This window comes from Clostridium sp. LIBA-8841 (assembly GCF_057782475.1).
Genome location: NZ_CM173488.1, coordinates 697787 through 711143, shown reverse-complemented (window position 1 = coordinate 711143; position 13357 = coordinate 697787). Strand labels below are relative to the sequence as shown.

At 28.0% G+C, this 13357-nt stretch carries 15 protein-coding genes; 1 reads left to right on the top strand and 14 read right to left on the bottom strand.

The window, feature by feature from the left end:
• Nucleotides 1–3 precede the first annotated feature (3 nt).
• Genes AC2A4K_RS03035 through AC2A4K_RS03015 form a run of 5 tightly spaced genes read right to left on the bottom strand, consistent with a single transcriptional unit; the run spans nt 4 to nt 4420 of the window.
• On the bottom strand, nt 4–888 hold the full coding sequence (locus AC2A4K_RS03035) for a glycosyltransferase family 2 protein (protein ID WP_322504445.1): 885 nt from the start codon (nt 886–888) through the stop codon (nt 4–6).
• Nucleotides 889–907: 19 nt separating this feature from the next.
• Nucleotides 908–2014 carry a glycosyltransferase gene (locus AC2A4K_RS03030; RefSeq protein WP_322504446.1) on the bottom strand — a complete coding sequence of 369 codons (1107 nt, stop codon included), beginning with the start codon at nt 2012–2014 and terminating at the stop codon, nt 908–910.
• On the bottom strand, nt 1980–3137 hold the full coding sequence (locus tag AC2A4K_RS03025) for a glycosyltransferase family 4 protein (RefSeq protein WP_322504447.1): 1158 nt from the start codon (nt 3135–3137) through the stop codon (nt 1980–1982). The genes AC2A4K_RS03030 and AC2A4K_RS03025 overlap by 35 nt, the downstream gene beginning before the upstream one ends.
• A gap of 18 nt (nt 3138–3155) precedes the next feature.
• The gene (locus AC2A4K_RS03020) at nt 3156–3800 is read right to left on the bottom strand and encodes an acetyltransferase (RefSeq protein WP_322504448.1); all 645 of its coding nucleotides are present in this window, start codon (nt 3798–3800) and stop codon (nt 3156–3158) included.
• 2 nt (nt 3801–3802) lie between these two features.
• Nucleotides 3803–4420 carry a sugar transferase gene (locus AC2A4K_RS03015; RefSeq protein ID WP_322504449.1) on the bottom strand — a complete coding sequence of 206 codons (618 nt, stop codon included), beginning with the start codon at nt 4418–4420 and terminating at the stop codon, nt 3803–3805.
• A gap of 511 nt (nt 4421–4931) precedes the next feature.
• On the opposite strand from AC2A4K_RS03015, the gene AC2A4K_RS03010 reads away from it, so the two are divergent.
• Entirely contained in the window at nt 4932–6812 is a 1881-nt protein-coding gene (locus AC2A4K_RS03010; protein ID WP_322504450.1) for an ABC transporter ATP-binding protein, read from the top strand.
• A gap of 139 nt (nt 6813–6951) precedes the next feature.
• Here AC2A4K_RS03010 and AC2A4K_RS03005 read toward each other — a convergent pair whose 3' ends face one another.
• The 9 genes from AC2A4K_RS03005 to AC2A4K_RS02965 form a co-directional block, all read right to left on the bottom strand.
• Nucleotides 6952–7182, bottom strand: a complete 231-nt coding sequence (locus tag AC2A4K_RS03005) for a hypothetical protein (protein WP_322504451.1) — start codon at nt 7180–7182, stop codon at nt 6952–6954.
• Nucleotides 7183–7942: 760 nt separating this feature from the next.
• Nucleotides 7943–8137 (bottom strand): hypothetical protein, encoded by a 195-nt coding sequence (locus tag AC2A4K_RS03000; RefSeq protein ID WP_322504452.1) that lies wholly within the window; start codon nt 8135–8137, stop codon nt 7943–7945.
• Nucleotides 8138–8292: 155 nt separating this feature from the next.
• Nucleotides 8293–8505: a hypothetical protein gene (locus tag AC2A4K_RS02995; protein ID WP_322504453.1), complete on the bottom strand. Its 213-nt coding sequence runs from the start codon at nt 8503–8505 to the stop codon at nt 8293–8295.
• Nucleotides 8506–8665: 160 nt separating this feature from the next.
• On the bottom strand, nt 8666–9121 hold the full coding sequence (locus tag AC2A4K_RS02990; protein ID WP_322504454.1) for a lasso peptide biosynthesis B2 protein: 456 nt from the start codon (nt 9119–9121) through the stop codon (nt 8666–8668).
• On the bottom strand, nt 9096–9383 hold the full coding sequence (locus AC2A4K_RS02985) for a lasso peptide biosynthesis PqqD family chaperone (protein WP_322504455.1): 288 nt from the start codon (nt 9381–9383) through the stop codon (nt 9096–9098). The genes AC2A4K_RS02990 and AC2A4K_RS02985 overlap by 26 nt, the downstream gene beginning before the upstream one ends.
• A 29-nt stretch (nt 9384–9412) precedes the next feature.
• Nucleotides 9413–10333 carry a hypothetical protein gene (locus AC2A4K_RS02980; protein ID WP_322504456.1) on the bottom strand — a complete coding sequence of 307 codons (921 nt, stop codon included), beginning with the start codon at nt 10331–10333 and terminating at the stop codon, nt 9413–9415.
• Between the two features lie 58 nt (nt 10334–10391).
• Complete coding sequence (locus AC2A4K_RS02975) at nt 10392–10805, bottom strand: hypothetical protein (protein ID WP_322504457.1); 414 nt, start codon at nt 10803–10805, stop codon at nt 10392–10394.
• A gap of 14 nt (nt 10806–10819) precedes the next feature.
• The gene (locus AC2A4K_RS02970) at nt 10820–12052 is read right to left on the bottom strand and encodes a nucleotidyltransferase domain-containing protein (protein ID WP_322504458.1); all 1233 of its coding nucleotides are present in this window, start codon (nt 12050–12052) and stop codon (nt 10820–10822) included.
• A 35-nt stretch (nt 12053–12087) separates the two neighbouring features.
• Nucleotides 12088–13230, bottom strand: a complete 1143-nt coding sequence (locus AC2A4K_RS02965; RefSeq protein WP_322504459.1) for a DegT/DnrJ/EryC1/StrS family aminotransferase — start codon at nt 13228–13230, stop codon at nt 12088–12090.
• Nucleotides 13231–13357 lie beyond the last annotated feature (127 nt).

The following is a 13357-nucleotide window of genomic DNA, read 5'->3' as shown; positions in this document are numbered from 1 at the left end:
TAATCAATCGTTTTTCTTTATATATAAATAAAGTGAAGCTCCTAATGGAATTGATAATAAAGTTAATATTTTGTATGGAGATTCTTTTAAGAAATTTTTGTTTCTACTAAGAAAAGAACTGGATACATAATGCACACTTTCTTTAAACTTAAATTTTAATGTGGCTCTTGAGTTCTTAATATTTTCAACTCTATAGAAAGCAAATCCTTTTGGATTTTTTTTATATTGCTTTATCATATTTTTAGATGAACCATCTTCTAAATACTCAACTATACATAAAACATCATTTGTTAGTGCTAATCTATACTCTTCATCTAACTTATAGTATTTATAAGCTAGTCCAACATATTTTTCTCCTTCAAATATTGGATATGGAAACTTTTTAGTTAACTCGCTTCTATATACCAACTTCTTATCGCCTGGTATTTTGTATTTATTATTTATCTCAAACAGAGTAGATTCTTTTAATTCTTCTGGAAAACTTCCTCCAATTATATCGCCACTTTCATAAGCATCTAACCCAGCTAAGCCAGCTATTTTTTTATTATGCTTTACTCTATTCCAACTTTTCTTTATCTTTTTCACTGCATCCTTTGGCATATAATCATCTGAATCTATACATACATTTAATTCTGTATCTATATTTTCATATGCTGTGTTGTGTGCACCATGCATACCTTGGTTATTTTGATAAATATAATTTATTTCAAAACCATTATTTTCATTTTTCCACATCTCTACTAATTCTTTTGTATTATCAGTAGACCCATCGTCTACTATTAGCCACTTAAAATCCTTACAACTTTGTTTTTTTAAGCTTTCATAACACTTGTGTAATATATATGCCCTATTATATGATGGTGTAAACACTGTTAGTAACTTTTCCACACTACTACTCCTTGTTAAATCAACTTATTAATTTTTTATAATTTTTTTCTATTTTTTTAACATAAGACTCTATATTGTAATTTTCACTTACAAATTTATTTGCTTCTTCCCCATATTTTATGGCTTTGTCTTTATCATTCTTCATGTCTTCTAAAGCTTTTATAAATTCTTTGTAATTTCCTTCCTTTATTAAGACACCTGTTTTTCGATTTATTACCTCACCGATACTTCCTACATCCATAGAGACTATTGGCTTTTTAAATGCCATTGCTTCCAGTAAAACCATTGGCAGTCCTTCATATAAAGACGGCAAGAAAAATACATCTATTATTGGATAGAATTTATACGTATCCTTTTGAAATCCAGTTAATATAAAATATTTTTCTAATTTTAATTCTTTTATTAGAGACTTAACTTTATCCTCTTGAGAACCACTTCCCACTAAAAGAAATTTACAATCACTAAAAGTTTCCTTGTGTTTTGAAAATTCTCTTATAAATGGAATAATACCCTTTTGCTCATCTAATCTACCTATAAATCCAAATATTTTTTTATCCCTTGGAATATTAAACTCATTTATAATTTCATTGCTTTTATTTCTGTCAAAACTATTTATTTCTTTTATGTCCATAGCATTAGATAATATTTCTGTTTTATCTTCTCTAAAATACTTAGTATTTTCCTTATAAAAGTCAAAAACTAACTTTCCACAACTTATGTTATAGTCATATCTAGGTCTAAGATAACTATCCAAAAGCTTATTTACATTTTTATCTTTTAGGAATGGGTAGCAATTATGTATATGAGATATAACCTTAACATCTAGTCTAAAAATTCTTTTTACTAAATAAGCATTTAAGGAAGCATTATTATCATGAGCATGAATTATTTTTATATCATTTTTTTCTATAATATTCTTTAAACTACTTAGTGTCTTGAATAATTTCTTATTTGAAAAAGTTATGTCATAGCTTTCTATTCCTTCTTTTTCAAAAATTTCTCTTAAGGCTCTTCCACCACATACCGCTACTGGAGTATATCCCCTCATATTCTTACACATTAGAAGTGCCATTTTTTCTGCTCCACTTAACTTATTCATTGGTAATATATGAAGACATTTTTTCATTATAACTCCCTCCTTCTTGAAGGTTCTTATATATAAATTTAAGTTCTTCTAATACACTTGAAATCGCATAGTTTTTAACCTCTTTTAAAATTCCCTCTTCATTAGCTGATGTTAAATAGCAATTTTCTATAGCTTTAGCTGTAGCCTCAAAATCATCAATTTCAACTAAACTTCCAATAAAGTCATTACAAATAATATCTCTATTTCCTCTTATATTGGTAGCAACTATTCTTTTGCCATTAGCCATAATCTCCATTAAGTTTCTAGGTAACCCTTCTCTATATGAAAGAAGTACTCCTATATCACTTGCATTTATTAATTCATTTATATCTGTCCTAAACCCTAAGAAAATTATATTTTTTTCTAACTTTCTATTTTTAACCTCTTCTCTTAAACCTTGAAGCTTATCACCTTCTCCAACAATTAGGCATTTTATATTTTGATATTTATCCTTTAACAATTCCATTGCCTTTATGAGTTGAATTTGGTTTTTATTTTCGTTAAGCTCGGCAATCATTATTACTACAAAATCCTCTTCCTCTAAGCCTAACACCTCTCTCTTTTTACTTTTTTCTTCTTTTCCTAAAGAACTATATTCATCGAGATTTAATCCAACACCATTTACCAAATAAGCCTTTTTAGGTTTCAGCTTATTTTTAGTTATTTCAAAATCTTCCTGATTTATATTGATAGTTACATCTGTAAGCTTAGCCATAATTTTTTCTATAGGATAATATAAAATCCAACCAATCTTTGGTCCATTTTTTAAAAAGTGATATCCATGAGCTGTGTAAATTGTTTTTAACTTCTTAAATTTAATTTTTAAAAGCCTTCCATATATAGAGGCTATAGGAGTATGAACATGAACCATATCATATTTATTTTCTTTTTGTATCTTTATTAACTCCTTAAAAGCCTTTAAGTTATCTAAACTTAAAGGATTTCTACTAAAGGATATATTATGAATATTAATACCTTTTTTTATTAACCTCTTATCAATCTCTTTGTCTATAGAGCAAGCACAATGAACCTCATATTCATTGTCTATAAGCATCTCTATATGAGGAATTAAAAATGCATTTACAGTTCTACTAACTGTAGTTACATATAGGACTTTTTTCATGTTCACACCTCCTTTAATTCATAAATTAATAGTCCTAGCTGGAACTCCTACGGAAGTTGTCCATTTATCTACATCCTTAACTACAACGGCTCCAGCCCCAATTATAGCTCCTTGTCCAATTCTTTTATTTTGAATAATAGTTGAACCCGAACCTATTAAAACACCTTCTTCTATATGATCATGCCCTGAAATATTAACATTCCATAAAAGAGAAACATAATCTTTAATTACCGAATTGTGACCTATTCCACATTTTGGGCTTATAATGACTTGATTTCCTATCTTTATATCAACGGTAATAATAACTCCTGGATAAATAATTGTTCCTTCCCCAATATTATTACTTTCGTGAATATAAATATCTGGATGTATTAATGTTGCAAAGCTAACCTTACCATTAATTTTTTCTACAATATTCTTTTTTACAGCATAATTAGTAATTGCTATTACAGCATCAATATTTTTTCTATAAGCAGTGTAATTTAGTAACCAATTCACTCCTCCTAAAACTTTATATCCTAGGATCTCAGTGCCCTGTATACTTTGGTTATCATCAATAAATCCTAATACATTCCAACGTTTTTCTCTCTTATTTATTTGATTAATAATTGAAATCAACTCTTGTCCTACTCCACCAGCACCTATTATTACTAAATCCTTCATTATTAATTACTCCCATTAAATTTAACTGTGGTAGCCATACCCTCTTGACTTATTCCTTCCTTTTTAAACAATTTATAAAAAGTAAAAATAAATATTTTAAAATCAAGTTTTAACGACCAATTATCCACATAAAAAATATCCAACTCAAACTTTTTCTCCCATGATAAAGCATTACGACCATTAATCTGAGCCCATCCTGTTAACCCAGGCATAACATCATGTCTTCTTATTTGCTCTTTACTATATAAAGGAAGATAATCAACAAGTAATGGTCTTGGCCCTACTAAACTCATATCACCTTTTAGTATATTTATTAATTCTGGAAGTTCATCTAAGCTTGAAGATCTAAGTTTTTTTCCAAAAGGAGTTAACCTCTCTTCATCTGGAAGGATATTTCCCATTTTATCTACTCCATCTCGCATTGTTCTAAACTTCATCATTTTAAAAACTTTATTATCTTTTCCAACCCTTTCTTGAGTAAATATAATAGGACTTCCTAACTTAGTTCTAACTAATATTGCAACTATAGCTATAACTGGTAATAAAAATATCAGTCCTCCTAAAGCAATGCATATATCGAAAATTCTTTTTATAAAAAATTGATATCTTTTCTCTGCCATATTTGTCCCCTTATTAGTTTTTATAATCTTTATTTACGAAAAAATTATTCTTTCGAAAATCATGTTACACCATTTTATTTTTCTGTTAAAGTCTTAAAAAATTCACATTTTTTTCTATTTATTTATTTTTTTATGATTAATTTAATTTCCATATAGTTATAATAAATTTGTAAAAAAAATCATCTCTATTTAATACTGATTTTTCTTTTTAAAGTTAATTTCCTATTAATTTCATTTGCTTATAACCCTTTATCTAACAAGCTTTTCTTATATTATCCGTGAAATATCTATATGACTTTTTTCAACAAATATTTTTTGTTAATTTTTTTCAAACTTTAAAATACCATGAATATATTTCAACTTTAAAACTTTATGCTCTCCTAAAAAAAATTATTCATAAATTTTAATTTTTACCTTAAATTTACATCAAGTTTCTTATTTATAAAAAACATTATGCTACTATTATTAGTATGATTTTTATAAATTTTAAGTTTTGAGAGGTGTTTTTATATTGAAAGAATTAAAAGAATTATTTAAAAAGATGAAATGGATATATCTCCAGTCAAAATTAATACTCCCCTCTCTAATTTTGATAGTAATAATAAGCTCAACATTTTCTTTAATAGGAGTTTATAATGCCTTAGTTTCAAAGAATCTAATTGATAGTGCTATTTCTGGAAATACTCCTGATGTTATAAAATGGCTAACAATAATGGCTTCTATAATGCTCCTTAATATATTAAGTTCACCAATAACCACTTTAATAAAAACTTATACCTCAACTAAGATGTCTCAAACCCTTCAAAAAAAGATTTATGCCCATATAACTTATAGTAACTGGCAAGAATCTTCTAAACATCATAGTATGAGTCTTTTAAGTAGATTGACTAGCGATGTTGGTACTATTACAGGAACCGTTATGCAAACAATTCCTGCCATAATATCATTATCAGTAACCCTTCTTGCATCGCTTACAACTTTAATCTACTTAGCTCCTGCGGTAGCAATGGTAGCCGTTTTTATAGGTCCGTTCTTATTGTTAATAAGTAGGTTATTTGCAAGAAAACTAAAAAAAATCTACAAAGAAATTCAAGAGGAAGATGTTAAATATAAGACTTTTATTCAAGAAAGCATAAAAAATTTAATAATCGTAAAAACTTTTTGTCTAGAAAAAGTCAATTTAGATAAGTTAAGCGAAATCCAAAAGAAAAGATTTCACCTTAGTATGAAAAATACTAAAATAGGGATAAAGTCTGGAATGACTTTAAGTATCTGCTCTTCTATAGCATATTTCACAATCTTTTGTTGGGGAGCATTAAATCTTTCAAAAGGAATAGGAACTTATGGAACTCTTATGGCAATGCTTCAACTCTATAATAAAATTCAAGGTCCTTTTTCAGCATTAGCTGGTACATTTCCTAGTTTAGTTGGCTCCATAGCTGCCACTGAAAGACTTATGGAAATTGAATCCTTGTCTCTGGAGAATCATAAAGATTTGGAAGATGGTTTAGATGCTTTATGTACACCTAAAAAATTAAAAACTAATAGGAAGAATTTTGAGGACTCTATGGATATAAATTCAATTAACTCTAATTACTCAAAAGAATATATAACTAATGATTTAAATATTAATTTTAAGGATGTTTCCTTCTCCTATGATGAAAACAAACCAATTTTAAAAGATTTAAATCTCTCTATAGAAGCTGGTGAAATAATAGGATTAATTGGACCATCTGGACAAGGTAAAACAACATTAATTAAAATTCTTCTTTCACTACTTAATATTAATGATGGAAATGTTTCTTTAAGTTCAAGTGAATATGCTGATTCTTTAATAGCTATAGATTCTTTGAAGGAAGAAGATGAAAATAAATCAAAGGAATTTTATTATAGGAATGAATTAGCACCTATTCATAGAGAACTTATATCCTATGTTCCTCAGGGAGATACTCTTTTTTCAGGAACCATAGAAGAAAATCTAAGACATGGTAAACCTAATGCAACTTTGGATGAAATAATTAAAGCAACTAAAAAAGCCTGTGCTTTTGATTTTATAGAAGAATTAACTGAAGGCTTTAATACAGTTATTGGAGAAAATGGTCTTGGAATATCTGGAGGACAAGCTCAGAGAATAGCCATAGCCAGAGCATTTTTAAGAGATAAGCCGATCTTAATTCTGGATGAAGCAACATCAGCCTTAGATCCTGAAACAGAACTTAAAGTTATTAAGGAAGTTAAAAATCTTCCTCATAAGCCGCTCTGCATAATAATAACTCATAGACCATTAGCTTTGGGTATATGTAATAGAATTTTAGAACTTAAAGATGGTTTTATAAATGAGATAAACAAAGAAAATCTAGAAAAGATAACTCTTATTGAAAATATTAACTAATTCCTATATTTTAAGTAATGTTGATTTTTAGATAATTCTTTAAAATTCTTAATTTTACGAAATATTTCTATTAGATTATTTATATAAAAAAACAACTGATTAATTCATACTTGAATTAATCAGTCATTTTTTATATTTCTTAACTAGCGTTAGGCTTAATACCCTGGCAGCAAGGACAGCCTTTGTCTATCCATGCTCCATGATCATGTCCCTTATTTCCTGCATCAATAGGATTAAACTGAAAATCTTCGCAGTAACACCAAGCTGGTCTTCCACCATCATTACCATTGCCATCTCCGCTTCCAAAAGTATCTGTTTTTGTGTTTTCAACGCCTAAAATCATTAGTTCTGGATTTTCCCATCTTTTCATAAACTTCACCCCTAAAATTTATTAATATTTATATTTAATAGTCATCAATTAAATTTGAAACCTTTAGTTAAAACTTCTTTAATGACTAGTTATATAGCAAAGAAAATTTATATATCTTTTTTCACTTTCACAATTTTCTCTATCTATATGATATTTATTGATCATTATATTTATTACTTATGAAATAGGTTTAAGCTTATTAATTGAATCCAAACTTAAGAATTTATTATTCATAATAATTTCCTAAAGTTATATGATTTTAAAGAATTACTCTTTAAAAACTATTTTACAATATTTTACTTTATTGTCAAATACTAAAAATAAATCTTTTTTTAATATTCACTTGTTTTTTAATAATTAATTTAGTATTTATACAGTTTTAGTAAAATTATTTCAAAAAAATTAATTCTACTTAATACTACTTTTCCTTTTTAAATTTATTATCCTCATGCCTTTAGCTTTATAATCCTCTATTTAACAAGCTTTTCTCTCATTGTATATAAATATCTATATAACTTTTTTCAACAAATATTTTTTTGTTAATCTTTTTTAAACTTTAAATAATATAAATCTGATGCAGTTTCTCACTTATTTTCTTCACATAAAATTATACATGTGCTTTAACTTTGACCTTATATTTACAACAAGTTCCTTACTTATAAAAGAATTCTTTTAAAAAAAATTTAGAAAAATTAAATGAAATAAAAATATAAATAAAAAAGCCAATGACTAAAAAATCATTGGCTCTTTTTATTAAGTATTAGCTAAAAGTTGGAATTGGTCCACCTTCACCTTCATCTGGTAAAGGGTTAACTGGACAATGATGCTCTCCATGTCCAGGTGCATAGTGTTCTTTACATATTGGACACCACTTCTTTGCTTCAATATCAAGCATATCTTCTTTAGTGTTTTCAACTCCTAAAATCATTAATTCTGGATTTTCCCACTTTTTCATAAATTCTCCCCTAACATTTATTAATATTTATATTTAATAGTCATCAATTAAATTTAAAACTTTTAAGTTAAAACTTCTTTAATAACTATTTATATAGCAAATAGATTTTAAATTAATACTCTTGCGATTAAACTAAAAATCATTAACTCTTTTTATTAGCTTAAACTTGGATTATTTGCGCAACAAGGGCAAAACTGTGGTTGTGTACCATGTGTATGTCCACTATTACCATTTCCTGCACCTGGGTTTCCATTGCCGTAGTTTATACAGTCACAATTCTGATCTGGTGGTGCTAATGGAATTAAATCTTCTTCCTTTGTGTTTTCAACTCCTAAAATCATTAATTCTGGATTTTCCCATTTTTTCATAAATTTCTACTCCTAACGTTTATTAATATTTATATTTAACAGTCATCAATTGAATTTGAAACTTCTTTAATGACTAGTTATATAGCGAAAATTTTTATATTAACTTGATTTCAAATTAATAATCTTATAATTAAAATAATAAAATATTGGTTAACTTAATTTATTTTGCAAAGCAGTTAACTCTTATATAATTTAAATCTCCATTTCCACCTGTTACAAACAATTCACCACATCTAAGCCAAGAATGAGCTAACATATTACTACCATCCCTAGCTACTCCTAAATATAAAGTTGTTTCTACCCCTTTATCCTTTAAAAGCTTTTGTGCTGTCATAGCTTGTACTAAGCATTTACTTTCCCATGGAGTATGTGAACTTGCAAGTCTAACAATAAATCCTACTTTTTTTGCAATTTTATAATGCTCTATGTCACTTTTGAAATTACTTTCCTTACCTTTTTCACCAAGTAGCCTTTTTACTTTACCAAAGTTTATGTTTAGTATAATAAACCTGTAAAATCCACAAAGTATAAATGCCTTACAAAACATAACTTTACTTTCAAAATCTATTTTAAAAAAAGTTTTAATCTTTCTATTTAATAAAGACAAGCTCTTCATGATTTAGCTTCTCCAAATACTCTAAAACTTTGCTTTCACAAGTTTCCCTATCTATATCGTATTCTTTTATTATTGACTCTATTATTTTTGAAATAGCTTTAGGTTCATTAATTGAATCCCATATAACACTTCCTGTTTCATTTAACATAAAGTATTTACCCTTATCTAAGTCCATCATGACCTTTTCTCCATTTAACTCAGTTACATCTACATCCTCTTTTTGAGAAACTACTGTATCTAAATTTAACAATTTATTATTCATCATAATCCCCTACCTTTATATAAATAAATTTAACAATTGCACTTTAACTTTAATTCGCTTTCTATAAGCTTAATTTGTTTATCTACAGAAAACTGATCTCTAGGTCTTTTTATTCTATAGACTAAAACTTTTTTTGCTATATTTATAACTTTTTTAAAATAAACTGGTGGAATTCCATGAGGTGCTATAAGTTCTATTCTATATATATTTCTTAAGATTGCTTTCATCTTATCCCCACCTAAAACTTCCTCTATTTTAACTTCTTCTCCCTCATAAGGTTCAATTTCAAATATAGCTTCTAACTTTCTTTTTTCTTTTATAAAACTTTTATGAGCAGGTATTACATATTTTTCTCTACCTTCATCTATCAACTTAAAATCTTCAATATTATATCCCATCTTCTCCATGGCATCTCTACATATTTTTTGTTGAGGATAAGCTGGCTCAACGAATATTTCATCTTGAAACTCCCTAGTTGAAGACACATCATCCGCTATAAAAGGATATTCATAATGCCTAAAGGCATTTGTTAATGTTGATTTTCCAGCTCCACTTTGACCAGTTAAAATTATTGCCTTTTCTCCTATTAATATAGATCCACCATGAATTGCAACCTTATTTCTTTGTGATAAAATCATTCCAAAAGATGTTCCCAATATAAATGTTTTTACCATTTGTTTATCTGTATTTTCTGAAGGCTGTACGATTATGTTTTCTCCATCATATACGTAAAAACTTCCAACGTTCTTAACAGTAAAAACCATTTTATTGACATCATATTTAAACCAAGAATAACTTGGTATTCCGTCAATAACTTCCTTTGGGATTATTCCCTTTATGATTTTAATATCTATTTTATTTTCCTCTACCTCTTCTGTTGGTGAAAGCTCTGAAATCTCTATATCTGATTTCACATTTAAACCATAAACCCTATAATAATATTTTTTCATACTTAATCCTCAATAATATATTTTTAGAATAATTGATATATTTTTTAAAAGCCTAAAATTATTTATATTTAAGCTTTACCGTAACACATCCATGATCATCCTTATGTAACTTTGTAAGTTTTGCTCTTATTGTTCCCCATCTAAAGGAGCGTTTTTGCCATTCTAAGCTCTCTAGTTCAACCCCTAAGTTTCTTTTCACCCATTCTTCGTAAAACTTAATTTCATCCTTATTTATATTATCTATACTTCTTAATTCTATTTCTTTAGGATTAATCCCATAAAAATCTATATCAATAAGGAAATCTAGATTATCAATTTTAACAGGATCTAAAACTTCAAATTTATATTTATTATTAAATTCTGAAGTTGTATATTTATAATTTTTTTTTAGATATCTTTCAAAAAAGAACCGCATAGTTCTTTTTTTTACTTTCCTTTTTCCAATTTTAATTTGCCCCTTGCATAAACTCATAATGTCCCCCATATCTATTTTTTAGTTAAATTAAGCTCCTCCAAAAGTTCCCTTTTCTTTTTTGAAACACTAACTGATTTTGTTAAAAATCTTATTTTACTTTTTAGGGAATAGTCTTTATTAAACACACCAGCTCCTAAATGATGTGCCCAAGCTATAGGAGTTAATATTTTGTTATTTTGAGCATATTGATATTTTTCTGACATATTTTCTACCTTAGGAAATACTAATTCTAAATATTTTTCACTAATACTTCTTTTTTTCTCTTTTTCATCTTTACTATAAGCAAAATCAGCCCCTAAAGTTCCTATAACGTCCTTTTTTCCAAAAACTCCACTATTAAAAATATTTTGTATTAAATCATCTATTAAGTTTTCATCAACACTTCCACTATTTTCGACCTCACTGGGAATTTCCATATTAAATAGCTTTTCACAACATTTAAATATAGCTAAGATAAATTTTTCAGCTCCACATTCTATTCCTTTAATCATAAAGCTTTCCCAATTTATCTCATTACCTTTTTGCTCTACAAGAAGTACTAAATCGCATAACTGTCTAAGTCCAAATCCTCCCCATACTATATGCACCGCCATATGCAAGCATAGATGAAGGGCTAGATCTTCCCATCCTAAAGATAAAACTTCTGCCTCTCCAATATTAATCTTCATAGAGTTTGCCCATATACTTTTCTCAAATTCTTTTGTTCCTAAGAAATAATCATCATTTACTAAAGTCCAGTGAACTTCAACATGTCTATATTTTTCATGGCTAAAAACTAAATGTGCCCCATGTTCATCCTCGCATTCTTCTAGTTTATATCCCAGTCCCTGAAGAAGAGTTGTTACTCTTTCTAAATCCTCTTCATGTACTAAAATATCAGCATCTCCCATAGTTCTAAATTCTGACTTTGGATATAGCTCTCTCACAACTAATCCCTTAAGAACTATTACATCTATATTTTCCTCGTTAAATTTTTCAAACAATTTTCCAACTTGATTATAATGTGATATTTGTCCTATTCCAGTAAAGAAAGTAGTTTTTTTCCAATAATCAAGTCTCTCTTTGCTTAATCCATCTAATGATTTAATCCCATATATAGCTGAATAAATTAATGCACTTATTTCATGAGCCTTAGCTTCCTCAATTATTTCATCCCATTTTGAAATTTCTTTAAAATCCTTAAGCTTCTCTCCATGTATAGCTAGATTTAATAATTTGATTATTTGAACTTGAGAATTGTTCATTAATTACGCCCCTTTTAACTTTCATATTAAAATTATTATAAAAATAATTCTCTTATAATTCTTATTACCTCTTTTATATCTTCATCTGTCATTTTTGTATCACTTGGAAGACAAAGTCCTCTATTAAAAATATCCTCTCCAACGCTAATTCCTTCTTCATTATGACTAAAGAATTCAAACTTTTTATAGAATGGCTGAAGATGCATAGGTTTCCAAATCGGTCTTGATTCTATATTTTCTCTTTCAAGAGCTTTTATTATGTCTATAGGTTTAATTTTTGATTCTTCTTTTAAAGTCATTATACTAAGCCAATAATTAGGCTCTCCATACTCACATATTGGCGCCATCTCTATATAATCTATATCCTTAAAAGCCTCTTTATAACTTTCAAAAATATATTTCTTGTTTTCTATTCTCTTTTCTAATACTCTTAACTGTCCTCTTCCTATTCCTGCAACCACATTACTCATCCTATAATTATAGCCAAGTTCCCTATGTTCGTAGTGTCTTTCAGCTTCTCTAGATTGAGTTGACCAGAATCTTGTTTTTTCTATCATTTCTTCATTATTTGAAACAAGCATACCCCCACCAGAAGTCGTAATTATCTTATTGCCGTTAAATGAATATATACCATATTCCCCTATGGTTCCACTCATCTTACCTTTATAAGTTGCTCCTAAAGATTCTGCCGCATCTTCTATTATTGGTACATTATAAAAATCACATATTTTTTTAATCTTATCTAAATCAGCGCTTTGTCCATATAGATTTACCACAATTACAGCTTTAGGAAGTTGTCCATCTTCCTCACAGCTTCTAAAAGCTTTTTCTAAAGCTCTTGGAGACATATTATATCCATTTGGTTCTGAATCTATAAATACAGGTTTGCCCTTTTCATAAATTATAGGATTACAGCTTGCTGCAAAGGTTAAACTTGAGCAAAAAACCTTATCCCCCTCATTTATTCCAATACATTTTAATGCCATATGAAGAGCAGCTGTTCCAGATACCATAGCTGAAGCCCCTTTTACCCCTACATATTCTGCCATCTCTTTTTCAAAAGCATTTACATTTGGTCCAAGAGGTGCTATCCAATTACTTTGAAAAGCCTCTTTAACAAACTGTTCTTCTAATCCTCCCATATGAGGTGAAGCTAAAAATATTCTCTTTTTTTCCAAAATAAGTCCCCCTACATTATTCTAAATAACCACCATTTAAAATTACTATTTTTACTACCATAACTATATATTTAATCTAAAAAATTACCAACTTAAACTAATCACCTTTCAGCTAGGATATATACTC